Origin of the sequence: Xanthomonas hortorum pv. pelargonii (genome assembly GCF_024499015.1) — a bacterium.
GTDB lineage: Bacteria > Pseudomonadota > Gammaproteobacteria > Xanthomonadales > Xanthomonadaceae > Xanthomonas > Xanthomonas hortorum_B.
The window spans coordinates 1,334,743-1,356,246 of record NZ_CP098604.1; the positions used below are offsets into that span (position 1 = coordinate 1,334,743).

A 21,504-nucleotide genomic window follows, 5' to 3' on the forward strand; every position below is an offset into this window, starting at 1 on the left:
TTCAGCAACGCGCATGCCTCAGCGCCGGCGATAATCCACATAATCGAACGCGAACGCATGGCGGGCATCGGCCGTGTGTCGCTCGCGCTGTACCGGTTCCCACACGGCCGGGTCGATCGGCGGAAAGTGGGTGTCGGCCTGCTCCACGATCGTGGCGACCTCGGTGACGGCCATAACATCCGCCAGTTCCATCGTCAGGCGATACACCTCGCCACCGCCGATGACGCACAGCTCCTGCGCACCGGATGCATCGGCCTGCGCGATCGCCTCATCGACCGAAGCCACCGCCTGCATACCCTCGAACGGCACCTGCGCGGAACGCGTCAGCACCAGGTTCAAGCGCCCCGGCAACGCACGCCCCAAGGACTGCGCGGTCTTGCGCCCCATCAGGATCGGCTTGCCTAACGTCAGCGCCTTGAAGCGCTTGAGATCATCCGGCAATTTCCACGGCAATTCGTTATCGCGGCCAATGGCATTGTTGCGGTCGAAGGCGACGATCAGGGTGATTTTCATACCTCAGCATACAGCGCAGGCAGGCTGCATCATGCGACCGCCGCTCACACCGCAACCGGTGCCTTGATCGCCGGATGCGGGTCGTAACCGGCGATGGCGATGTCGGCGAAGCGGAACGCGAACAGATCGGTCACCTCCGGATTCAGGCGCAAGCTGGGCAGCGCGCGCGGTGTGCGCGTCAGCTGCTCGCGTGCCTGATCGAAGTGATTCGAATACAGGTGCGCATCGCCCAAGGTATGCACGAAATCGCCCACGCCCAGGCCGGTGGCCTGCGCCACCATATGCGTCAGCAGTGCATAGCTTGCGATATTGAATGGCACGCCGAGAAAGATATCGCCGCTGCGCTGATACAGCTGGCAGCTGAGCTTGCCGTTCACCACATAGAACTGGAACAGGCTGTGGCACGGCATCAGCGCCATCTGCGGTAGCTCGCCCACGTTCCAGGCGCTGATCACCAGCCGGCGCGAATCCGGGTTGCGCTTGATCTCGTCCACCAGCCATTGCATCTGGTCGATTTCCACACCATCCGGGCCGGTCCAGCGCCGCCACTGCTTGCCGTAGACCGGGCCGAGATTGCCATCGGCATCGGCCCATTCGTCCCAGATGCGGACCTGGTTGTCCTTGAGATAGCCAATGTTGGTGTCGCCCTGCAGAAACCACAGCAGCTCGTGGATGATCGAGCGCACGTGCAGCTTCTTGGTGGTGACCAGCGGAAAGCCGTCGTTGAGGTCGAAGCGCATCTGCCAGCCGAACACGCTACGCGTACCGGTGCCGGTGCGATCGGACTTCTCCGCGCCGTGTTCCAGCACATGCTGCAGCAGGTCCAGATACGGCTTCACTTGGCGGCTCCCGCCACGGCGGTGTCCCTCACCACCGGCTGCAACACCGGCGCGCGGCGCGACATCGCCAACAACACCAGCCCGCCGATGATCAACGGCAGGCTCAGGATCTGCCCCATCGTCAGCCAGTTGAAGGCCAGGTAGCCGATCGGCGCATCCGGCACGCGTACGAATTCCACGATGAAACGGAACACGCCATACAGCAGCGCGAACATCCCCGACACCGCATAACGCGCACGCGGCTTCAGCGAGAACGCCCACAACACCACGAACATCACCACGCCTTCCAGCGCCGCTTCGTACAGCTGCGAGGGATGGCGCGCGAACTGATTCAACGCACCGGTGGCGTACTGCGCCTGGATCTGGGCCGGCAACTGGCCGGCCAATTCCGGCGCAAGCGGGAAGATCACGCCCCAGCCGGCCTGGGTGAACTTGCCCCACAACTCGCCGCCGACGAAATTGCCGAGCCTCCCGAAGCCCAGACCCAACGGCACCAGCGGCGCCACGAAGTCCATCACGTCGAAGAAGTGCAGCCGGTGCTTGCGCGCCCACAGCCCGCAGGCGATCAGCACGCCCAGCAGGCCGCCGTGGAAGCTCATGCCGCCTTGCCACACCTTGAACAGAATCAGCGGGTTGGCCAGCAAGCTGTCGAACGCATAGAACAGCATGTAGCCGATGCGCCCGCCCAGCACTACGCCAAGCATGCCGTAGAACAACAGGTCGGAAAATCCGTCCATGTCCACACCGGGCAGGCGGCCGCGCAGGATGCGCGAGCGGCCCAGCGCCCAGGCGGAGAAGAACGCGGCCAGGTACATCAACCCGTACCAGTGCACCTGCACCGGGCCAAGCGAGAAGGCGATGGGGTCGATGGCGTGCAGATAGATCATGCGGACCGCGGATCACAAAAAAGCGAGGCGTCTATTCTGACATCTCGCACGCGCTCAGCCTAAGAGCTGGGGACGATCGGGCAGCTCGTCTTCATGCTGCGCGTTTGCAGCGGCCGGGAAATGCTCGCTCAACAGCTCGGTCACCGCCTCGATCCCGGCCAGCACCGCCGCCTCATGCTCGCCTTCGCGCAGGAATTCCTGCATGCGCCTACACACCTCCGCCCACTGCGCATCCGGCACGCGGCTGCGCAGACCGCGGTCGGCGACCACTTCGATGGCGTGGTCGGCAAGCAGCAGATAGAGCAGCACCCCGTTATTGGCGTCGGTGTCCCAGGTGCGCAATTGCGCAAAGGCCTGCTCGGCACGCTGGCGCGCGGTGTGCCCCCGCCATAACGCGCTCAGCGGCAGATCGGCTTCCACCGCCACCATGATCTGGCCGGTATGGGTGCGCTCGCTGGCTGCAACGGCTGCGGCAATCGCGTCCATGCAACTGGCCGGGAAACTACGCTGCGCCGAGGGCGCAAAGACATGCCTGAGCCAACGCATTACCAGCTCCCCGAGGCGCCACCGCCTCCCGATGACCCGCCACCACCACCCCAACCGCCGCCGCCGAGCCCGCCACGGCCGCCGCCCCCAAATCCGCCGAACCCGCCGCCGCCCCAGCCACCGCCGCCGACGAAGCGTCCCGGCGAGCCGGATGCCAGGCCCGCCAGCAGCCCGATGACCGCAGCGCCAACGCTGGCGAACAACAGTGAAGTGAAGAGCAGTGCGGCACCGCCGGCTGCGACGCCGGTCAGCAACGCGCGCAGCGGCCGCGGCAGCGCACCGAGAATGCCGCGCGCCACTATCGCAACGACAAAGCCGATGAACAACGCCATGATCCAGCCGCCGCCATCGCCCGAGCCGCTATCGGCATGCCCGCTGACCGGAGCGGGCAAAGCCTCGCCCTCGATCAAACCGGCCAGCGTCGCAGTCGCAGCGCTGATGCCGCCGGCGTAGTCGCCCTCACGGAAGCGCGGTGCCAGATACTCCTGGATGATGCGGTTGGCCGTGATGTCGGGAATCGCGCCTTCCAGACCGTAACCGGGCTGGATCCGCACGCGGCGGTCGTCCTTGGCCACCAGCAGCAACACACCGTCGTCCACGCCCTTGCGCCCAATCTTCCACTGGTCAAACACGCGCTGGGTGTACTGCTCGATCGCCTCCGGCTGGGTGGTCGGCACGATCAGAATCTGCAACTGCGCGCCCTTGCGCTGCTGCAAGGCCAGCGCCTGCTGCTCAAGCTGCTGGATCTGGGTGGCATCCAATGTGCCGGTGACATCGACCACTGGCGAGCGTAGCGGCGGAATCGCCGCTAGATCCTGCGCCAGCAGCGATGCCGGCAATAGCACTAGCGCCATCATCCACAACACCCACCTGTGCGTTTGCCGCATTAGCTAACTCCTACCTGATGAGTACTGAAACTCAGCCGTTCCCTTCTCCCATCGGGAGAAGGTGCCCCAGAGGGGCGGATGAGGGTACGAGCGAAGCCTCGTGCAGTTAGACGACACAGAGGCTTCGCTCCGTACCCTCACCCCTCTCCCGCTGGAGAGGGGCTTGATGCCCAGCTTCTGAAAGTTGGTTGAGCAAGCGGACGATAGATAGATCGACATGGCTAACCTAACAATTGCCTCGACATGCCGTGCGGCCAACCCCGCAGTATTTGATGCTGCGCAAATCGCAATTACTTACTGCGCAGGCTGCGGTTGCTGCACGGGCTGCTGCTGCGGCGCCTGTTGGTTACCGAAGTCCACCTGCGGCGCACGCGAGATCTGCGCTTCGTTTTCCACAGTGAAATTCGGCTTGGGCTGATACCCGAAGATCTTGGCGGTGATCACCTGCGGGAACGAACGGATGTAGGTGTTGTACTCCTGCACCGTCTGGATATAACGACCGCGCGCCACGGTGATGCGGTTTTCGGTACCTTCCAGCTGTACCTGCAGATCGCGGAACGACTGGTCGGATTTCAGCTGCGGATAGTTTTCGCTGACCACCAGCAAACGCGACAGCGCGCTACCGAGTTCGCCCTGCGCTTGCTGGAAATTCTTCAGCGACGCTGCGTCGTCGGCGTTGACCTGAATCTGCCCGACACGCGAGCGCGCATTGGTCACTTCGGTCAGCACCTGGCGCTCCTGCTGGGCATAGCCCTGCACCGTGCGCACCAGATTGGGAATCAGATCGGCGCGGCGCTGATATTGATTCAGCACTTCCGACCAACCTGCCTTGACGCCTTCTTCTTTCTGCTGGATCGCGTTGTAACCGCAACCGGACAGCGAGACGGTCAGCATCAGCAACACCAGGGCGCGAATCAGGACAGGCATGCAGGCGACTCCGTAGAAGAGAGCCGCAGCATGCCATGTAGCAAGTCAAGCCGGCATGCACATGCGCCCGCCTGGCGGGTTGTTCCACTGGGCGATCAGTTCTTGGATTAAGAACAACCTCAGTTCGAACGCATCGGTGCGCGCGCGGTCGCTAGGCGCGACAGAGGCTGGCAATTGTCAAAGAGAGTCACTACGCGCCACACGAACGCCGGGCTCTTCCACTGACGCACTCGCACTCGCACTCTGATTCGTCGCATCGCCATGTACGTCTCCACGCTTTCGCTAAGCAATCGCCTACAAGAAAGGCCTGGCTGCCACGGCGCGCGCGTGACCAATCGCTCTCAGAACACCCGCGGCAACAGAATCAGCCCCCAGCACAGCAGCACATTGATCAGCAGCAAGAACACCGCCGCCGAGCCCATATCCTTTGCGCGGCCGGCCAGCACATGGTGTTCCGGGCCGTAGCGCTCGATCACCGCCTCGATCGCGGAATTCAACAATTCGGCCGCCAGCACGATCAGCAAGGGCGCAATCAGCGCGATGCGCTCCAGACCGGACTGACCGAGCCACAGCCCCAGCGGGGCCAGCACCACGGCCAGGCAGACCTCGAGCCGAAACGAGGATTCATGCAGCCATGCCGCGCGCAATCCCTGCCACGACCAGATCGCCGCCTTGAGCATGCGGCGCGGGCCGCGCGGCACGTGTCCCAGTTGATCGGCCACGCGTCAGCGCTTCCGGCCGCAAGGGCGTATCAGGGGACGGATCGAACGCATGCTGTGGTCGCTACTCAGGAAATGCCGAATTTTGCACCGTGGCGCCGCGCACCGCCAGGGCGTGCCACCCGTCCGAACAGCTGCCGTTGGGCCTACAAGGCAGTCGGATCCTGCCGCAAGGCGCACCATCTGCCGCATGTTCTGGTCAGGCCCGACGACGCGATCTACGCGCAAGGCGATGCCGAGCGCTGGAAGCCAGCAGGTTTGCCCTCAGCTCCGGGCCTGTCGCACCATGGCGGTCCGCTTCACTGCCGCAGGCTCTCTCGCATGATCAAGCATCCCTTGCGCACACTGCTGTGCGCCCTTGCGTTGTTGTCCGGCCACGTCCACGCCGACACCCTACACACCGCGCCGCAAGTACCGGCGCAAGTCTCCAATGCCGCATGGGAAAACGACATGCAGCGCTTTGCCGACAGCGACGCGCAGCAGCAGCCGCCCAAGCACGGCATTGTGTTCGTCGGCAGTTCGTCGATCCGTTTCTGGGACACCTTGGCGCAGGATTTCCCCGGCAAGCCGGTGATCAATCGCGGCTTCGGTGGCTCGGAAGTGCGCGACAGCACCTGGTATGCGGACCGCATCGTGATTCCATACATGCCGCGCCAGGTGGTGCTGTATGCCGGCGACAACGATCTCAACAGCGGCCGTACACCGGAGCAGGTGCGCGACGACGTGCTGGCATTTGTAACGCGCATTCGAAGCGATCTGCCGAAGGCGCGCATCAGCTATCTGTCGATCAAACCCAGCCCGTCGCGCGCGCATTTGCTGCCGGCAATCGTGACGGCCAATCGCCTGATCAAGGACGCACTCGCACCGCTGCCGCGCGTGGATTACGTGGACGTCTACACGCCAATGCTGGATGCCAGCGGCAAGCCGCGCGCCGAGCTGTTTCGCGAGGATATGCTGCACATGACCGCCGATGGTTACGCCATTTGGCGCAAGGCCGTGGCACCAGTGTTGGAGCAGAAGTAAGACCTGGCAAATCGGTCAACAAGAGACGCCCTTAGGCCACCACCACCGCCACCGACGTCCCCACATCGGCTTCGCTGTGCAATTCGATCCGCCAACCGAAGCGGTCGCATAGCCGGCGCACGATCGACAGGCCCAGCCCGGTGCCCTGCGGGCGTGTAGGATCGGCGCGGAAGAATGGCTCGAATGCACGTGCACGCGCTTCTTCGCTCATGCCGATGCCGGTATCGCGCACGATGATGCGGTCCTGGGTCACTTCGACTTCGATGCTGCCGGTGTCGGTGTAGGCACAGGCATTGCGCAACAGATTGCTCAGCACCACGCGCATCACGCGCGGCGGGGCGAACATCTGCAGGCTGCGGTCGCCAACCATCTGCAACGACACCGGCTTGTCGCCAAGCAGCTCACGCGCGCTGTCGACTTCTTCGCTGGCCAGTTCGGCGGCATCGAAGGTTTCGCTTTGCGGGTCGATTTCGGCCTCGCGCGCCAGGATCAGAAACGCATCGATCACCGCTTCCATATCGTGGCCGGCCCGCTGGATACGGCGCAGGCTGCGTTGCGTGCGCGGCGACAATTCGTCGTCGGCCAGGGCCATGTCGCTGGCCACGCGGATCACCGTCAGCGGCGTGCGCAATTCATGACTGGCATCGCGGGTGAAGTTGCGTTCGCGCGCGACATGGTCGCTGACCCGCTGCCCCAGCGCATGTAACGCTGCGGCCAGCTGCCGTGTTTCGCCCTGAAGTTCGGCGGGCAATCGCTCAGGTGCCAACTCATCCACATCCGGATTGCGCGGGTCCCACTGCGAAACGCGCCGTGCGAGCCAGCTGATCGGCGACACCAGGCGTTTGGAGATGCGATAGGTAAACCACGACACGCCGTAGATCGACAGCAACACCACGATCGCCGGCACCACGCCGTACCACAAGGTCAGATGGGCGGCGCGCGAGCGCGAAAACACCAGATACAAGCGTCCTTCCGGACGTTGATCCACATACACCAGCGCGTCGGCAGCGGCCACTTCGCTGAAGCCGCGCGGCAACCGTTGCAATACCGGCGGTGCGCTGTCGCCGAGCTTGCCGGCAGGCGAGAAATAGCCCTGGATATTGCGGGTATTTGGCGGCGGGTTGTTCGGCGCACTCTTGTGCAGGCGCCAGAAATGCACCGCCTCGTCGGCCAGTACGGTGCGCACCAGGCTGTACTTGATCACGAAGGAGATCAGATAGCCGCCAAGGACGATCGCCAGACTCGCCAGTGCGACCTGCAACAGGAAGGCGAGACGTATTTTTCGTGGGAGCCCGTGCGGCATTGCGGCATCCAGGGAGAGCGCCGGATTAGAGGCAACGCTTCCGTGAGCCCGTCGTGCAACCAGCCGGCAGCACGCGGAAGCGAGCGGCGCGTGAGCGCCTACAGGAAAAGCCGGCCGCCAGAAGGCGACCGGCCAGTGACATCAGGCCATCGGTTGGGCGATGTCGGCGATGCGATAGCCGGCGCTTTGCACGGTGTGCAGCAGGGGGCGATCGAACGGCTTGTCGATGATCTTGCGCAGGTTGTACAGATGGCTGCGCAAGGTGTCCGAATCCGGCAACCCATTGCCCCAGATCTCGCGCTCGATTTCCTGGCGGGTGACCACACGCGGCGATTCGCGCATCAGAATGGTGAGCAACCGCAGGCCGATCGGCGAGAGCTGCAGCTCGGTGCCGGCACGGGTGGCGCGCATGCTGACCGGATCGAGCACCAGGTCGGCGACCTTGAGCACTTCCGAACCCACCTGGCGGCGCTCGCGACGGATCAGGGCACGCAGGCGCGCTTCCAGTTCCTGAATCGCGAACGGCTTGGTCAGGTAATCGTCGGCGCCGAAGCCCAAGCCGGTGAGCTTGTCGTCCAGCGTATCGCGGGCGGTCAGCATCAGCACCGGGGTGGACTTACGTGCGTCGTTGCGCAGTCGGCGGCACACTTCGATGCCGTCCAGGCGCGGCAGCATGAGATCCAGCACGACCACGTCGTAGCTGTTCTCGGCGGCAAGACGATAACCGTCCAGTCCGTCCTGCGCATAGTCGACCTCGAAGCCACGGCCTTCCAGGTACTCGCCGATCATTTCGGAGATATTGCGATTGTCTTCGACGACCAGCACGAGGCCGGACGTTTCCTTGGTCTGACGCATGGACTTTCCTCGGTCTTCAGCTTTGTGAAACATGCCGGATCGACGGTGGAAAGGGCGTGAAGGACCGGCGACGTTCTGTGACAGACGACGCCTAGCGACCGAGCAGTGGACGCAGCGCTGGCCAGACAGTTTCCAGCACCTTCGGCTGAGCCGCAGCGGTCGGATGCAAGCCGTCAGCCTGCAGCAGCCCCGGCTGTAGCGCGACCTTTTCCAGGAAGAACGGCACCAGCGCGGTTTTGTACTGTCTGGACAGGTCGGCATAGGCCGCCTTCAAGCGTTCGCGGTAGGCCGGGCCGTAGTTCGGCGGCACATCGATACCGAGCAGCAGCACCTTTGCGCCGGCCTGCTGGCTGAGCTGGATCATCTTTTCCAGATTGCCCTTGAGCTGGGCCGGGGTCAGGCCGCGCAATGCATCGTTGCCGCCAAGTTCGATCACCACCACGCCGGGGTGGTGCTTTTCCAGCAGGCCGGGCAGCCGCGTCAATGCGCCGGAGGTGGTCTCGCCACTGATGCTGGCATTGACGACTGCCGGTGGCGTCGCCATGTCACGCTTCAGGCGTTGGTCCAGCAGAGTGACCCAGCCGGACTGCACCGGGATGTTGTGCGCAGCGCTCAAGCTGTCGCCCACGACCAGGATCGGTGCGGTTGCCACCGGACTTTTGGCAGAGGCAATTCCCGGCGCAAGCAGGGACAGTGTCAGCAGCCACAGGACCAGCGCGCCATATCGCAGTGTTCTTTCACGCATTCGGAGATTCCTCATCGACAGTCTGGCCCCCCGCTCCAGCACCCGCACCGCCATCGACGTCCGCGAGGTCGGCAAGTCCGTCAGTGGACCGGAGGGAACACTCCACATCCTCGACAACGTGAGCTTGACGGTCAGTGAAGGCGACAGTATCGCCATCGTTGGCGCATCCGGTTCGGGCAAGACCACCCTGCTCGGCCTGCTTGCCGGGCTGGACCTGCCCAGCCGCGGCAGCATCGCGCTCTCCGGCCAGGACCTGGGCCAGCTCGACGAAGAAGCCCGTGCCGCCTTGCGCGCGCGCGAGGTGGGCTTTGTGTTCCAGAGCTTCCATCTGCTGCCGGCACTGACCGCCGAAGAAAACATCGCATTGCCGCTGGAACTGGCCGGGCGCGAAGATCCGGCGCGGGTGCGCGAGGTGTTGGAGGCGGTGGGCCTGAGCGCACGTGCGCGCCACTACCCGCGCCAGCTTTCCGGCGGCGAGCAGCAACGCGTGGCGCTGGCACGCGCCTTCGTGGCCAGGCCACGCATCCTGTTCGCCGACGAGCCCACCGGCAGCCTCGATCAGACCACCGGCGCGCAGATCAGCGACCTGCTGTTCGCGCTCAATGCCACCAGCGACACCACCCTGGTGCTGGTCACCCACGACATGACGCTGGCGCAGCGCTGCCATCACATCTACCGCATCGACAGCGGCCGCCTGCACGCTCAGACCGGTCCGGCCGCATGAACGTGCTGCGACAGGCCGCGCGCGCGGTGCGCCGCGAGTTTCTAGCCGGCGATCTACTGACCGTGTTCGCAGCGCTGGTGTTGGGCGTGGCGGTGATGACGGCGGTCGGCACGCTGGTCGACCGGGTGACGTTGGCGCTGACCTCCAGCGCGGCCGAAGTGCTCGGCGGCGATCTGGGCGTGACCGGCCGCCAGGAGATTCCGGCCGACTTCGCTGCTGAAGCGCAGCGACGCGGGCTGCAGAGCACGCGCATGGTCAGCTTCCCCAGCGTGTTGTTCCATGGCGAGTCCAGCCAGATGGCCAACATCCGCGGCGTGGGTGCTGGCTACCCGCTGCGGGGTCAGTTGCTGGTCTCCAAGGACAGCACTGGCACGGAAGGCAACGTCGCCAGCGCACCGCCGCCGGGTCAGGCCTATGCCGACCCGCGTCTGCTCGAGGCGCTGGGCCTGCGGGTGGGCGAACAGCTGGAATTCGGCGCCGGCCATCTCACCATCACCGGCGTGCTGCGTGCCGAACCGGATGCCTCCGGCGAGCTGATGCAGTTGTCGCCGCCGTTGTTGGTCAATCGCGCCGATATCGACGGCGCCGGCCTACTCGGCCCGGGCAGTCGCGCCTCGTACCGGCTGATGTTTTCCGGTGCGCCGGAAGCCATCGCCGACTTGCGCGCCTGGTTGAAGCCACGCGCCAGCGAATACCGTCTGGTCGGCATCGAAGACACCCAGCGCGGCATGCGCGCGGCCTTCGATCGCGCCGGCCGCTTCCTGGCCTTGTCGGCGCTGCTGGCGGTACTGTTGTCCGGCGTGGCCACCGCATTGGCGGCCAACCGGTTTGCGATGCGCCGCATCGACACCGTCGCCGTGTTGCGCTGCCTGGGCGCACGCCAGCGCGACATCCTGGCGATGCTGTCGCTGCAATTGCTGTTGACCGCGATCCCGGCCTGTCTGGTCGGGATCGGGCTGGGCATGCTCGCGCAGGAAGGCTTGGTGCAGGCGCTCGGCAGCCTGATTCCTAACCGGCTGCCGTTGCCGCAGGCCACCCCTGCCCTGGCCGGTGCCGGCATCGGGTTGGTACTGCTGCTGGGCTTCGGCCTGCCACCGCTGCTGCGGCTGCGCAACGTGCCGCCGATGCGCGTGCTAAACCGCAGCTTCGCCGCAGTACCGCCGAGCTCGTTGCTGGTCTACGCCGCTGCGTTGGCGGCCACGCTGGCGCTTACTGTCTATGCCACCGGCAATCTGGTGCTCGCTGGTTGGGTGCTCGGCGGGCTGGCTGCATTGGCGCTGGTGGCGATGGCCCTGGGCCTGGGGCTGCTCACGTTGCTGCGGCCGATCCAGCATCGCCTGCGTGGCGCCTGGAAGTTGGGTCTGGCCTCGCTGACGCGGCGGCGTGGGCTGAGCGTGGTGCAGTTGGTCGGGCTATCGCTGTCGCTGTGCGCGCTGTTGCTGCTGGCCGTGGTCGGCCCCGGACTGCTCGGGCAATGGCGCGACCGCCTGCCGGTGGAGACGCCCAACTACTTCCTGATGAACATCCAGCCCGAGCAGACCGTGCCGGTGCTGCAGACGCTGCGCGGCTTGGGCGTCAACGATGCGGCCGTGGAGCCGTTTTCGACCGGGCGTCTGGTGGCAATCAACGACAAACCACCTGCACGCGGCGACCGCGATCCACAGGACAATGGCGATGGCGACAACCGCCCGGTCAATTTCTCCTGGCGGCATACATTTCCTCCCGCAAATACCTTGCTAGAAGGCAAGTTCTGGGCAGCCGACAGCACGGCACCGGAGGCTTCGGTGGAAGAAGGCTGGGCGCAGCGGTATCAGCTCAAACTCGGCGACCGCATCGCCTTGTTGCTGGGCGAACAGCAGCGCAGTTTCACCGTCACCAGCATCCGCAAGGCCGACTGGGATTCGTTCCGGGTTAATTTCTTCTTGCTGCTCAATCAAGGTTCCGTCGGCGATGCGCCATACAACCTGATTTCCAGCTTCCATCTGCCACCTGGCAACGCCCCCAAGCTGGCGTCGTTGAGCCGCGACTATCCCAACATTTCGGTGCTGGATATCGACGCCATCCTCGGCCGCGTGCGCGAGGTCATCGACCAGGTGGCGCAGGCGGTGCAACTGGTGATGGGCTTCAGCCTGCTGGCGGGCGTGCTGGTGCTGCTGGCGGCGTTGCAGGCCACCGCAGGCGAGCGTCGCTACGACAGCGCGGTACTGCGCACGCTGGGCGCGCGTCGCGGGCAGTTGCGTGGCGCGGTGCTGGTGGAATTCGGCGCGCTCGGCTTGCTGGCGGCAACGCTGGCGGTGACCGCAGCGGCGGTGATCGGCGCGGTGGTTGGGCGCCAGGCGTTCGAAATCGCGTTGACACCGGATTGGCCGCGTCTGCTGATCGGCGGCGCCTTCGGGCTGGTGCTGAGTCTGTTGGCCGGTTGGTCGGGCACGCGGCGCATCCTGTCGACGCCGCCGGCGTTGGCGTTGCGGGCGGAGTAAGAGCGCACCACAAAGCGACTGCGCTGCCCAGGCGGCGCTGCGTCAATATCTACTCATCGACGTAAAGCAGTTGAGCTCGAATCGGGCGGCGCCAAGCTGCGTCGCCCGGCATGCCGGGTCGCATATACCTGCAGCGCATAAGCACGTTGCCAATCGTACGTTCGCAGCGGCGGCACGACTGCCTAGAGTGGTCTGTCCGGTCGCCGGCCCAGGCGGCCTTTCGTTGCCGTCGAGGTGCCACCGTCATGGCCAGCGTCACTTCCGCCGCGCGTGCGCAGACCCCGCGCGATGCGGTTTCCACAGTGCAAGCTTCCGGCGTGCAGATCGTGCCGTTCGATGCCCCGCTGGGCGCCGAAGTGATCGGCCTGGATCTGTCGCAGCCGCTGGATGCGGACACCTTTGCGCGTATCCATCAAGCGCATCTGGATCACCACGTGCTGGTGTTCCGCGACCAACGCATCACCCCGGCGCAGCAGGTCGATTTCAGCCGTCGCTTCGGCCCGCTGCAGATCCATGTGCTGCGCAATTTCCAGTTGCGTGGGCATCCGGAAGTGCTGGTGGTGTCCAACATCAAGGAGAACGGCGAACCGATCGGTCTGGGCGATGCCGGGCATTACTGGCACTCCGACCTGTCGTACAAGGAAACGCCCAGTCTGGGCTCGCTGCTGCACGCGCAAGAGCTGCCTAGCGAGGGCGGCGACACCTTGTTCGCCAATCAGCATCTGGCCTGGCACACCTTGCCCGATGCGCTCAAGCGCACCGTGCAGGACCTGCGCGCCGAGCACAGCTATCTGGCCAAATACGAAGAGCTGCGTGCGCGCAATCCGTGGCGTCCGGCGCTGACGGCCGAACAGATCGCCGAAGTGACACCGGTGCAGCATCCGATCGTGCGCACGCATCCGGAGACCGGCCAGAAAGCGCTGTTTGTCAGCGAACATTTCACGACTCGCATCGTCGGCTTGCCCGACGACGAAAGTGATGCATTGCTGCAGGCCCTGTTCGAACACAGTACCCGTGAGGCATTGGTGTATCGGCATCTTTGGCAGCCACACGACATGGTGTTCTGGGACAACCGCTCAGTGATGCATCTGGCCGCCGGCACGCCGGACCACCTGCGCCGTCGGCTCAACCGCACCACCATCGAAGGCGATGCGCCGTTCTAGAAATCGTGCGCCGCCGCGTGGGTCTTATGGCTCGTAACGCGCTTTGAAATGCGCCCTTCCCTCCCCCTTTCGACTGGAGCGCCGCATGCGTTTGACCGTCACTTCTCACCACGCAGCCCCGCAGCGCCGTCGTTTCTTCGGGCGTGTTGCGCTGCTGCTCCTGGCCGCGTTGCCTTTGCTGTTCAGCGCGCATGCGCAGGCAGAAGGAAAACTGCGCGTCGCCAAACAGTTCGGCATCGTCTATCTGCTGCTGGACGTGGCGCAGGATCAAAAACTCATCGAGCAGCAGGGCAAGGCCGCTGGCGTGGATATCGACGTGCAGTTCCTGCAGTTGTCCGGCGGCGCGGCGGTCAACGATGCCTTGCTGACCGGTTCGATCGATATCGCCGGTGCCGGCGTCGGGCCGTTGTTCACCATCTGGGACCGCACGCATGGCCGCCAGAACGTGCGCGGCGTGGCCTCGCTGGGTAACTTTCCGTATTACCTGATCAGCAATAATCCGCGCATCAAGTCCATTGGCGATTTCACCCCGCAGGACCGGATTGCGGTGCCGGCCACCGGCGTGTCGGTGCAGTCGCGTTTTCTGCAGCACGCTTCGCAGCAACGTTGGGGCGACAAGGGCACCCATCAGCTGGATCCGCTGCAGGTCGCATTGCCGCATCCGGATGCGGCCGCCGCGATCATCCGTGGCCGCACCGAGATCACCGCCCACTTCGCTAGCCCGCCGTTTCAGGAGCAGGAACTAGCGCGTAACCCGGCCGCGCATATCGTGACCAGTTCCTACGAGATCGAAGGCGGCCCCTCGTCGGCGACGGTGCTGTATGCCACCGAAAAATTCCGCCGCGACAATCCCAAGACCTATCGCGCCTTCGTCGCTGCGCTGGATCAGGCGGCACGTTTTGTCACCGCGCATCCGGAACAGGCGGCGGATATCTTTCTGCGCCGCAATGGCTCGAGCATCGACCGCGCGCTGGTGCTGCAGATCCTCAAGGACCCGAAAGTGCAATTCACCGTGGTGCCGCAGAACACGCTGGGGCTGGGCAAGTTCATGCAGCACAGCGGCGCGATCAAGCAGACGCCGAGCAAGCTGAGCGACTACTTTTTCGACGACCCGCTGATTGCGGGCGGGAGCTGAGCGATGCCCACGCCGACGCCCTTGCTGCAGGTCGACCACGTCAGCCTGGAATACGCCTCCGCGCAGCGCGTGGTGCGTGCCACCCACCGCGTGCGTTTCGATGTGCATGAAGCCGATCGTTTCGTGCTGCTGGGGCCCTCGGGTTGCGGCAAATCCACCTTGCTCAAGGCGGTAGCCGGCTTTGTGACCCCGCGCGAGGGGCAGATCCGTCTAGATGGCAAAGCAGTAACCGGGCCCGGGCCGGACCGGGTGGTGGTGTTCCAGGAATTCGATCAACTGGCGCCTTGGAAGACCGTGCGCGAGAACGTGGTGTTCGGCCTGCGCGCGGCACGCAAGCTCTCGCGTGCCGAAGCGCGCGAACGTGCTGACGACAGTCTGGCGCAGGTCGGGCTGAGCGCGTTTGCCGAGGCGTATCCGCACACCTTGTCCGGCGGCATGAAGCAACGCGTGGCGATCGCGCGCGCATTGGCGATGCGCCCGCGCGTGTTGCTGATGGACGAGCCCTTCGCTGCACTCGATGCATTGACGCGATCGCGCATGCAGGAGCAGGTGCTGGAGCTGTGGGAGCAATCGCGCTTCACCTTGTTGTTCGTCACCCACTCGATTGAAGAAGCCCTGGTGGTCGGTAACCGGGTGCTGCTGTTGTCGCCGCATCCGGGTCAGGTTCGCGCCGAACTCAACGCACATGCATTTGGCCCGCAGAGTGCCGGCAGCGTGGCGTTTCAGCAGACCGCGCAGCGGATTCACCGGCTGCTGTTCGACTTGCCCGACGACACCCTAGACGACGACAAGGTGGCACCATTGCGTCGCCCGGCCGTGCGTCAACGCGAGGCGCTGCCATGAGCCGTAGCGACGCCAGCGCGCTGCCGCCGCTCCCGCCGGTGCGGCCCGAGTACGAACGTGCACTACAACCGCTGGATCCCGCATTGATTGCCACCGCCGCGCCGGCGCGCTGGCAGGCGCCGCCGTGGCTGCGCAAGGCGCTGGTGCTGGTGGTGCTGGTCGCCATATGGGAGATCGCCGCGCGCGTGGTTGGCGACGATCTGATGCTGCCCAGCGCCCTGCAGACCGCACGCGCGTTTTACGATGGACTGCTGTCGGGCGAGTTGCTGCGCCGTGTGGGCGCCTCGCTGCGCGTGCTGGCGCAGGGCTACGCGCTCGGCGTGGTGCTCGCCTTCGTGCTGACCGCGCTGGCCGCCTCCACACGTTGGGGCCGCGATGTACTCGGCACCTTGACCGCCATGTTCAACCCGCTACCGGCCATCGCGTTGCTGCCGCTGGCCCTGCTGTGGTTCGGCCTGGGCACCGGCAGCCTGGTGTTCGTGCTGGTGCATTCGGTGCTGTGGCCGCTGGCGCTGACCACCTATGCAGGCTTCCAGGCAGTACCGGAAACGCTGCGCATGGCCGGGCGCAATTACGGGCTGCGTGGGCCGCGTTACGTGGCGCAGCTGCTGATCCCGGCCGCGCTGCCGGCGATCCTGTCCGGGCTGAAGATCGGCTGGGCGTTCGCCTGGCGCACCTTGATCGCCGCCGAGCTGGTGTTCGGGGCCACCTCCGGCCAGGGCGGTCTGGGCTGGTACATCTTCCAGAACCGCAACGAGCTGTATACAGATCGGGTGTTCGCCGGCCTGGCGATGGTGATCGTGCTGGGCTTGCTGGTGGAAGGCGTGGTATTCCAGGCGATCGAGCGGCTGACCGTGCGCCGCTGGGGCATGCAGCGCTAGGCGGCACCGGGCTCATCGGCACGGTCGCGTGCGCTTAACAGGGCTGGATTATGCTGCCGGCCCGCTCACACCCCGACCGCCGTCATGCCCACCGCGCCCTTCGCCGCTTACGTCTACCCGATCCTGCTGTTGCTCGCCAGCAACGTGTTCATGACCTTCGCCTGGTACGGGCATCTGAAGTACAAGAGCACGCCGTTGATGATCGCGATCCTGGTCAGCTGGGGCATCGCGTTTTTTGAATACTGCCTGCAGGTGCCGGGCAACCGGCTCGGGAGCGCGGTGTATTCGGCGCCGCAGCTCAAGGGCATGCAGGAGGTGATCACGCTGCTGGTGTTCGCCGGCTTCTCGACGTTCTACCTGGGCCAGTCGTTGAAGTGGAATCACTGGGCCGCGTTCGGCCTGATTCTGGTGGCCGCGTTCTTGATGTTCAAGGAATAAGGCTAATGCCCCGTAGGAGCGCGCTAGCGCGCGATGAGGCGTTACCGATAAAGCCTCAATCGCGCGCCAGCGCGCTCCTACGACATCCGGGTGCTTAGTTCGCCGGTTCCACCCACTGCGCGAACACCGCATCGAGTTGCGCGTCCTTGACCCGCTTGCCCTTCTGCACGGTCTCGGCCTGCTGGAACATCGGCATGATCATCGCCATGCCGTCCGGCTTGGTCTTCAGATGCAGGCCCGGCGGCGTGTCCAGGAACTTGGCCCAGCGCGTGCGCACCTTGGCCCAATAACCCTGTGTGCCTTTCCAGTACGCATAGGCCGGGGCGAAATCGACCTCGGTGGTCTTGCGGTAATCGTTGAAGCCGAACTCGCGCGCGATCGCCTCCTGGCTGCCATCGGGCTTGCGCAGCACCTTGGTGTTGAACTGTTCGTGGGTCCAGCCGTTGGGCGTGAGCGTGTGGCGATTGATCACCGACAGCGCGTTGTAGTCGCTACGCTTGGTGTATTCGCGGCGTGGCAACGGGCGCCAGCTCAGATCGCTGGTCCAGGTGGGATGACCCTCGGCATAGTCCCAGCGACCGGTGCCGCAATAGCGGGGCGCATCGCTGACTTCATACACGCATTGCGTCCATGCGCCAGACGTGACGGCTGCCGGCAATGCATGCACCGTCCAGGTCTGCTCGGCAGTGAACTCGAAACGCTGCGGCGCCTCGAAGATCCAGTCCTGCCGCCAGTGCTTGGTCACATGCTTGCTCTTTTCATCGACCAGCAAGTGTTGCAGTACCACTTTGCGCGGTGAATCTTCGACCACGATGACCACTTCGCTGGCGCCGCTGCGCATGGCCGAGGCACGTTCGTAACCGGGCTTGAGCAGCACGGTTTCGTCGAAGGCGAAGTCCACGGCGTATTCGCCCTGCATCGCCAGGATGCTCTGGCGATCGCGCTGGGCGTCGGCGGCGGCAATCAACGGCAACAGGCTCAGCGTCAGTGCGATACAGCGGGGAAACAGTGGGCTCATCGGAACTCTCGTTGGTGGTCTCAGGAACGTCAGCGGCGCAAGCGCACCAGCGACGTCGTCATGTCGGATGGATCAGTATTGCTTGATGAGGTGGAGTCAGCGCGCAAGGCGGCTGCGCGCGCGCAGCAGCAATCATCCACCGCCACGCGTCCGTCGATGCCCTCCTCGCGTGCCAGGCGTGCGGCCACTTCCGCGCCCAGCGCCGAGACTGTCGCCAGGCTGGCGACAAACGGTTGCTCGCGACTGGCGGCGGTCTGCAGACGCAGCGCGCTCAATCGCCAGGCCTCACCGCGCATACGGCCGGCCAGACGACGCCATAGCCGCTCGCCGACGCCCAGCTCATGGGTTTCCATCGGCAGCGGCGGCAAGCGCGAGACAAGGCGATCCCAGATCAAAAAATCGCTGTCCGGCAACAGACAAATCCGCCAGCAGCAGTGTCCTTCGGCATCGAAGAACCAGATGCTTTCGCGCACGCCGTCGCTGTCGACCTGCCGGCATGCCGCCGCATCCACCGCGTGCTGCCAGCCATCCAGCTCGTTGCCCAGCGCGGGCCGATACAGACATAGCACCGTGCCCAGGGCCGCAAGCTGCTGCGGACGCGGCAGCGCGGCGCGGATGGCACGTGCATGCGACAACTGCGGCAGTGGGCGGGCGCTGGTCATGGCCGCTACCAGCTCACGGCCAGGCTGACCGAGGCGGTACGCCCGGCGCCGGTGAAGCGGTCGAGCACCGTGCTGCTGGCCAGCGTGCCGTTGGGCAGCGCGTTCCAGTCCACATAGCGGCGGTCGGCCAGATTGAAGATGCCGGCGGTGACCTTGGCGCCGGGCGCAAATTCCCAATGCCCCATCAGATCCAGCGTGGCGTAGCCGGCCGGCGTGTAATAGCTGTCCAACTGCGGGCGGCGTTTGCGCGCAACGAAGGTGCCGATCAACTCTGCGCCCCAGCCATCGCTATCGAAGGCCACCCCGAAGGTGCCGCGCAGCGGGTCGACCGAATTGAGCGGCGTGTCGTCGGTGAGATTGTCGCCTTCCGAATAGGCGACGGCGCTGTTGAGCGACCAGCCCTGCCAACCCGCCAGCGCGCCCAGATCGACACCGGCACGTGCTTCGGCGCCCTTGATCACCACATCGTCCACGTTGCGCGACTGGAACAGCATCAGCCCATCGGCGTTGAAACCGGCCGGCGCATACGATTCGATGAAGTTGCGGTAGTCGGTGTAGTACACCGCGACGCCCAGATACCCGATCGCGTCGTTGAAACGCAGCCCCAATTCGCCACCGCGACTGGTCTCCGATTTCAGGTCCGGATTGGCGATGGCGGTGTAGCGCGCCTGCAGATTGGTGAAGCCGATATTGACGTCGTTGTACGGCGGGGCGCGGAAGCCGTGCGCGTAATTGGCATACGCCGACCATGCATCCGAGAAACGCCACACCGCACCGAACTTGGGCGAGACCTGGGTTTCGTCGATGGTCGCAGCGGCCACGCCGGGATTGTCTTCGCGGAAGATATCGTCCACCTGCGGTGAGAGGCGGAAATAATCCACGCGCACGCCGGGTGTCAGCGACAGCTTGCCGTCGAACAGGCGGATCTCGTCCTGCGCGTACAACCCGAGCTTGGTGGTTTCGCTGTTGGGGAAATCGCGCACAGGGAACACGTCCTGGCCGACCCGGTTGGTCACCACGCCATTGGCCAGATTCACCGAATACCCGTCGCGTTTGGCGCGGGTGTCGGTCCAGGTGCCATCCAGACCGTAAGTGATGTCGTGGCTGAGCGTGCCGGTGTCGATGGACTTGTGCGCGTTGACCAGCAGCCCGTACACGCGCTGATCGAAATTGTGTTCGTTGTGGCGGCGCGTGTTGTTGCCACGCAACTCATCGGTACGCTGCAGGCTCTCGCTGTCCTGGCGATACAACTGCCACTGCAGATCGTCGGCGATCGCCCAATCCAGTGCATCCAGCTCGTGCCGCAGCGAGACGCGCGCACGGGTCTGATGGTCGCGTCCTTCCTGCGACAGAATGCGCAGCGAGGCCATCGCGTTGCGCGGGTCGATACCGGTCAAGGCATCGATGCTGCCGTAGTCTTCGTTGCCTTCCACGGTGAGCTTGAAGCGCTGCTGCGCGCTTGGCGCGTAGACGAGTTTGGCGAGCACGCTGCGGCCGTCGATGCGCTGCGGATTGGCTGCGGTGCGAGTGAAATCGCGGCTACGGTTGTCGCCCTGGTTCTGCGCTTCCTGACCCTGGCGGTGACTCACCGCCACCATGCCGCTCCAGCGCTCGCCGCCGAACGCGCCGGTGGCACCGGCGAACAGGCCGTTCCAGTCTCCCTCGTAGCCGAACTTCAGCCCGACGTAGCTGTGCTTGTCGGCGCTCAGATAATCGGCCGGGTCCTTGGTGACGAAGGCCACCACGCCGCCCAGCGCATCGGAACCGTACAAGGAGCTGGCCGGCCCGCGCACCACTTCGACGCGCTTGAGCGTTTCCAGATCGACGAAGTTGCGGTTGGCGTTGAGGTAGCTGCCGAAACTGAAGGTATCCGACACTGGCACGTTGTCGACCAGGATCGCCACGCGGTTGCCGTCCAGCCCACGGATGCGGATGCCATTGGCGCCGGTGAACCGGCCGCTGGTACTGGTCACCGACACGCCGGGCGTGTAACGGAACAGATCCTTGAGCTCGCGCACCAGTTGGTTGTCCAGTTGTTCGCGGTCGATCACATCCACCGTGCTCGGCACATCGACCAGGGCGCGCTGGGTGCGCGTGGCAGTGACCTGCAGCCGGTTGAAGTCGTGCACCTCACGCGCGGCATCCCCGCTGCCGTCGAGTTCAGCAGCATGGGCACACAACGGAACAGCAGGCAGCGCCAGCGACAGCGCGACCACCAGCGGATGCAGGCGGATCATCGGAAACCTTCGAGAAGAACCCCCGACAGCGCGCGCTGCGGCAGACGCCGCGAGCGGCAGCCGAGGGTAGAGAATGAAGTGGCGGGCGGCGGCGGCAACGCCCGCGGCAGACAGTTCCAATACCTGCGCGAGCGGGCATCGGGGGGGTGAAGCGACTTAGAACATCGTGCGCGGCAATCAGGCTGCGGGAGCGAACGAGTCCGGCTGATGCTGGCACCTGCCGATCTCGACCGACCGCGCCCGCTTGGCGGTGCGCAGCGGGTTATCGGCGGTGTTACTTGGTCAGGATGAGCTTGTCGTTGCTGGTATGGCGCAGGCGATAGATGCGATCGCCATGCTGGATCAGCACTTCGCGACGGCCCTTGAGCAGCGCCTCGCTGCTGATGACGTCTTCTGCGGGGACAGCGCGCGGGACGGCGCGGTCGCGCAGGTTGACCGGTTCGGAGCGAAGCAGCACGGGGTGAGCGGTCATGATCTGGATCTCCAGTCGGTTGGCCAGACAAATAATAACCATTCTCATTTAATGATCAAGAGCCATTCTCATTTGAATGCCTGGATCTTTAGATGAATACACCCACTTCGATTGCATTTATCAATCGATATGGGCAGCAGTCGTGGCGCAGCTCCATCGTCCGTCATGAAAAGCCTGCCTTCTCACATTCCAGCTGGAGACGACCTG

At 64.8% G+C, this 21,504-nt stretch carries 22 protein-coding genes; 8 read left to right on the forward strand and 14 right to left on the reverse strand.

Annotated features, from left to right (window positions below; translation table 11 throughout):
- Positions 1-18 precede the first annotated feature (18 nt).
- The 7 genes from NDY25_RS06000 to NDY25_RS06030 all read right to left on the reverse strand — a co-directional run bounded on the left by NDY25_RS06000 (position 19) and on the right by NDY25_RS06030 (position 5,321).
- Complete coding sequence (locus tag NDY25_RS06000) at positions 19-513, reverse strand: dihydrofolate reductase (RefSeq protein ID WP_104591458.1); 495 nt, start codon at positions 511-513, stop codon at positions 19-21.
- Positions 514-557: 44 nt separating this feature from the next.
- Positions 558-1,352, reverse strand: a complete 795-nt coding sequence (locus NDY25_RS06005) for a thymidylate synthase (protein ID WP_168957042.1) — start codon at positions 1,350-1,352, stop codon at positions 558-560.
- A complete protein-coding gene (lgt, locus tag NDY25_RS06010; protein ID WP_168957043.1) occupies positions 1,349-2,239 on the reverse strand; it encodes a prolipoprotein diacylglyceryl transferase in 891 nt (296 codons plus the stop codon). The genes NDY25_RS06005 and lgt overlap by 4 nt, the downstream gene beginning before the upstream one ends.
- Before the next feature lie 54 nt (positions 2,240-2,293).
- Positions 2,294-2,785, reverse strand: coding sequence for a TPM domain-containing protein (locus NDY25_RS06015; RefSeq protein ID WP_168957044.1), 492 nt, complete (start codon positions 2,783-2,785; stop codon positions 2,294-2,296).
- Positions 2,785-3,672 carry a TPM domain-containing protein gene (locus tag NDY25_RS06020; RefSeq protein WP_168957045.1) on the reverse strand — a complete coding sequence of 296 codons (888 nt, stop codon included), beginning with the start codon at positions 3,670-3,672 and terminating at the stop codon, positions 2,785-2,787. The genes NDY25_RS06015 and NDY25_RS06020 overlap by 1 nt, the downstream gene beginning before the upstream one ends.
- A gap of 294 nt (positions 3,673-3,966) precedes the next feature.
- On the reverse strand, positions 3,967-4,599 hold the full coding sequence (locus NDY25_RS06025) for a LemA family protein (RefSeq protein WP_023902764.1): 633 nt from the start codon (positions 4,597-4,599) through the stop codon (positions 3,967-3,969).
- 341 nt (positions 4,600-4,940) lie between these two features.
- Positions 4,941-5,321 (reverse strand): diacylglycerol kinase, encoded by a 381-nt coding sequence (locus NDY25_RS06030; RefSeq protein WP_023902762.1) that lies wholly within the window; start codon positions 5,319-5,321, stop codon positions 4,941-4,943.
- Positions 5,322-5,639: 318 nt separating this feature from the next.
- Here NDY25_RS06030 and NDY25_RS06035 point away from each other — a divergent pair, with 318 nt between their 5' ends.
- The gene (locus NDY25_RS06035; RefSeq protein ID WP_168957046.1) at positions 5,640-6,341 is read left to right on the forward strand and encodes an SGNH/GDSL hydrolase family protein; all 702 of its coding nucleotides are present in this window, start codon (positions 5,640-5,642) and stop codon (positions 6,339-6,341) included.
- Positions 6,342-6,372: 31 nt separating this feature from the next.
- Here NDY25_RS06035 and NDY25_RS06040 read toward each other — a convergent pair whose 3' ends face one another.
- The 3 genes from NDY25_RS06040 to NDY25_RS06050 form a co-directional block, all read right to left on the reverse strand.
- A complete protein-coding gene (locus NDY25_RS06040) occupies positions 6,373-7,644 on the reverse strand; it encodes a sensor histidine kinase (protein ID WP_176339600.1) in 1,272 nt (423 codons plus the stop codon).
- A 141-nt stretch (positions 7,645-7,785) separates the two neighbouring features.
- A complete protein-coding gene (locus NDY25_RS06045; RefSeq protein ID WP_002811889.1) occupies positions 7,786-8,499 on the reverse strand; it encodes a response regulator transcription factor in 714 nt (237 codons plus the stop codon).
- A 91-nt stretch (positions 8,500-8,590) separates the two neighbouring features.
- Positions 8,591-9,259 (reverse strand): arylesterase, encoded by a 669-nt coding sequence (locus NDY25_RS06050; RefSeq protein ID WP_168957047.1) that lies wholly within the window; start codon positions 9,257-9,259, stop codon positions 8,591-8,593.
- A gap of 109 nt (positions 9,260-9,368) precedes the next feature.
- Between NDY25_RS06050 and NDY25_RS06055 the strand changes: the two genes are divergently transcribed.
- The 7 genes from NDY25_RS06055 (at position 9,369) to NDY25_RS06085 (ending at position 16,908) form a co-directional block, all read left to right on the forward strand.
- Positions 9,369-9,968 carry an ABC transporter ATP-binding protein gene (locus tag NDY25_RS06055; RefSeq protein WP_043889686.1) on the forward strand — a complete coding sequence of 200 codons (600 nt, stop codon included), beginning with the start codon at positions 9,369-9,371 and terminating at the stop codon, positions 9,966-9,968.
- Positions 9,965-12,448 (forward strand): ABC transporter permease, encoded by a 2,484-nt coding sequence (locus tag NDY25_RS06060; RefSeq protein ID WP_168957048.1) that lies wholly within the window; start codon positions 9,965-9,967, stop codon positions 12,446-12,448. Before NDY25_RS06055 ends, NDY25_RS06060 begins: the two co-directional genes overlap by 4 nt.
- 245 nt (positions 12,449-12,693) lie before the next feature.
- On the forward strand, positions 12,694-13,611 hold the full coding sequence (locus NDY25_RS06065; protein ID WP_168957049.1) for a TauD/TfdA dioxygenase family protein: 918 nt from the start codon (positions 12,694-12,696) through the stop codon (positions 13,609-13,611).
- A gap of 85 nt (positions 13,612-13,696) precedes the next feature.
- On the forward strand, positions 13,697-14,746 hold the full coding sequence (locus tag NDY25_RS06070) for an ABC transporter substrate-binding protein (RefSeq protein ID WP_168957050.1): 1,050 nt from the start codon (positions 13,697-13,699) through the stop codon (positions 14,744-14,746).
- 3 nt (positions 14,747-14,749) lie between these two features.
- The gene (locus tag NDY25_RS06075) at positions 14,750-15,589 is read left to right on the forward strand and encodes an ABC transporter ATP-binding protein (protein WP_168957051.1); all 840 of its coding nucleotides are present in this window, start codon (positions 14,750-14,752) and stop codon (positions 15,587-15,589) included.
- Positions 15,586-16,470 carry an ABC transporter permease gene (locus NDY25_RS06080; protein WP_154844876.1) on the forward strand — a complete coding sequence of 295 codons (885 nt, stop codon included), beginning with the start codon at positions 15,586-15,588 and terminating at the stop codon, positions 16,468-16,470. Before NDY25_RS06075 ends, NDY25_RS06080 begins: the two co-directional genes overlap by 4 nt.
- An 84-nt stretch (positions 16,471-16,554) precedes the next feature.
- A complete protein-coding gene (locus tag NDY25_RS06085) occupies positions 16,555-16,908 on the forward strand; it encodes a DMT family protein (RefSeq protein WP_168957052.1) in 354 nt (117 codons plus the stop codon).
- Positions 16,909-17,002: 94 nt separating this feature from the next.
- Here the strand turns inward: NDY25_RS06085 and NDY25_RS06090 are convergent, their stop codons facing one another.
- The 4 genes from NDY25_RS06090 to hemP all read right to left on the reverse strand — a co-directional run bounded on the left by NDY25_RS06090 (position 17,003) and on the right by hemP (position 21,339).
- Complete coding sequence (locus NDY25_RS06090) at positions 17,003-17,926, reverse strand: DUF6607 family protein (RefSeq protein ID WP_168957053.1); 924 nt, start codon at positions 17,924-17,926, stop codon at positions 17,003-17,005.
- A 29-nt stretch (positions 17,927-17,955) separates the two neighbouring features.
- Positions 17,956-18,588, reverse strand: coding sequence for a ChuX/HutX family heme-like substrate-binding protein (locus tag NDY25_RS06095; protein ID WP_168957054.1), 633 nt, complete (start codon positions 18,586-18,588; stop codon positions 17,956-17,958).
- A 5-nt stretch (positions 18,589-18,593) separates the two neighbouring features.
- Positions 18,594-20,825, reverse strand: a complete 2,232-nt coding sequence (locus tag NDY25_RS06100; protein WP_168957055.1) for a TonB-dependent hemoglobin/transferrin/lactoferrin family receptor — start codon at positions 20,823-20,825, stop codon at positions 18,594-18,596.
- A gap of 274 nt (positions 20,826-21,099) precedes the next feature.
- Complete coding sequence (gene hemP, locus NDY25_RS06105; protein WP_180336504.1) at positions 21,100-21,339, reverse strand: hemin uptake protein HemP; 240 nt, start codon at positions 21,337-21,339, stop codon at positions 21,100-21,102.
- Between the last annotated feature and the right edge of the window lie 165 nt (positions 21,340-21,504).

Excerpts from the sequence above, each read along its gene's own strand:
- hemP (WP_180336504.1), bottom strand. The coding sequence starts at position 21,339 with ATGGTTATTATTTGTCTGGCCAACCGACTGGAGATCCAGATCATGACC.
- NDY25_RS06035 (WP_168957046.1), top strand. The coding sequence starts at position 5,640 with ATGATCAAGCATCCCTTGCGCACACTGCTGTGCGCCCTTGCGTTGTTG.
- NDY25_RS06015 (WP_168957044.1), bottom strand. The coding sequence starts at position 2,785 with ATGCGTTGGCTCAGGCATGTCTTTGCGCCCTCGGCGCAGCGTAGTTTC.
- NDY25_RS06045 (WP_002811889.1), bottom strand. The coding sequence starts at position 8,499 with ATGCGTCAGACCAAGGAAACGTCCGGCCTCGTGCTGGTCGTCGAAGAC.
- NDY25_RS06000 (WP_104591458.1), bottom strand. The coding sequence starts at position 513 with ATGAAAATCACCCTGATCGTCGCCTTCGACCGCAACAATGCCATTGGC.
- NDY25_RS06040 (WP_176339600.1), bottom strand. The coding sequence starts at position 7,644 with ATGCCGCACGGGCTCCCACGAAAAATACGTCTCGCCTTCCTGTTGCAG.
- NDY25_RS06070 (WP_168957050.1), top strand. The coding sequence starts at position 13,697 with ATGCGTTTGACCGTCACTTCTCACCACGCAGCCCCGCAGCGCCGTCGT.
- NDY25_RS06080 (WP_154844876.1), top strand. The coding sequence starts at position 15,586 with ATGAGCCGTAGCGACGCCAGCGCGCTGCCGCCGCTCCCGCCGGTGCGG.
- NDY25_RS06020 (WP_168957045.1), bottom strand. The coding sequence starts at position 3,672 with ATGCGGCAAACGCACAGGTGGGTGTTGTGGATGATGGCGCTAGTGCTA.
- NDY25_RS06090 (WP_168957053.1), bottom strand. The coding sequence starts at position 17,926 with ATGAGCCCACTGTTTCCCCGCTGTATCGCACTGACGCTGAGCCTGTTG.
- NDY25_RS06075 (WP_168957051.1), top strand. The coding sequence starts at position 14,750 with ATGCCCACGCCGACGCCCTTGCTGCAGGTCGACCACGTCAGCCTGGAA.
- NDY25_RS06095 (WP_168957054.1), bottom strand. The coding sequence starts at position 18,588 with ATGACCAGCGCCCGCCCACTGCCGCAGTTGTCGCATGCACGTGCCATC.
- lgt (WP_168957043.1), bottom strand. The coding sequence starts at position 2,239 with ATGATCTATCTGCACGCCATCGACCCCATCGCCTTCTCGCTTGGCCCG.
- NDY25_RS06085 (WP_168957052.1), top strand. The coding sequence starts at position 16,555 with ATGCCCACCGCGCCCTTCGCCGCTTACGTCTACCCGATCCTGCTGTTG.
- NDY25_RS06065 (WP_168957049.1), top strand. The coding sequence starts at position 12,694 with ATGGCCAGCGTCACTTCCGCCGCGCGTGCGCAGACCCCGCGCGATGCG.
- NDY25_RS06060 (WP_168957048.1), top strand. The coding sequence starts at position 9,965 with ATGAACGTGCTGCGACAGGCCGCGCGCGCGGTGCGCCGCGAGTTTCTA.
- NDY25_RS06025 (WP_023902764.1), bottom strand. The coding sequence starts at position 4,599 with ATGCCTGTCCTGATTCGCGCCCTGGTGTTGCTGATGCTGACCGTCTCG.
- NDY25_RS06050 (WP_168957047.1), bottom strand. The coding sequence starts at position 9,259 with ATGAGGAATCTCCGAATGCGTGAAAGAACACTGCGATATGGCGCGCTG.
- NDY25_RS06100 (WP_168957055.1), bottom strand. The coding sequence starts at position 20,825 with ATGATCCGCCTGCATCCGCTGGTGGTCGCGCTGTCGCTGGCGCTGCCT.